Below are 532 nucleotides of genomic sequence, written 5' to 3'. Positions count from 1 at the left end.
CTCGATAAAGAAGTCGATGGTACTTTGAATTATGTGTTTACGCTCGATGTCGATGAACCGTTGACGGCAGAGGTGGCGGACTTTTTAGCGAATGGTAACCTCACCGTGAGTTACACCGACAGTAACGGCCCTCAATCCTTCCCGATCAGTAACGGTGGTAACCTCGATATTCCGGGTGATGCGACGGGCATGACCGTCACCGTTGGTACTTACAACGACGACATCTTTGAAGGTGTGGAAAGCTTTGAACTCGATGTGACGGTAACGGGTAGCATCGGTGACAACAATGAAGCGTTGAACCTCAGTGATAGCGGCGACGCAACCATTATAGATGATGGTGGTGAGGTCAATAACGACACGCCGGTGCTCACCGTGAGCGACGCAGGCCAAGTGGTCGAAGGTAATGACGCTCAGTTTGATGTGTCCCTCGATAAAGAAGTCGATGGCACCTTGAACTACGTCTTTACGCTTGATGTCGACGACCCGTTGACTGCAGAAATGGCCGACTTCCTAGCCAATGGTAACCTCACCG

The 532-nt window shown here is 51.1% G+C and carries 1 protein-coding gene; it reads left to right on the top strand.

Annotated elements, in window-relative coordinates; all coding sequences use genetic code 11:
- Nucleotides 1-532: hypothetical protein (locus tag ELS82_RS26615; RefSeq protein WP_167489568.1), on the top strand; the 532-nt coding region annotated here is incomplete at both ends.

It is taken from the genome of Vibrio ouci (assembly GCF_004551525.1).
In the GTDB taxonomy this organism is placed as follows: domain Bacteria; phylum Pseudomonadota; class Gammaproteobacteria; order Enterobacterales; family Vibrionaceae; genus Vibrio; species Vibrio ouci.
This window is presented reverse-complemented; position numbering and strand designations above follow the sequence as displayed.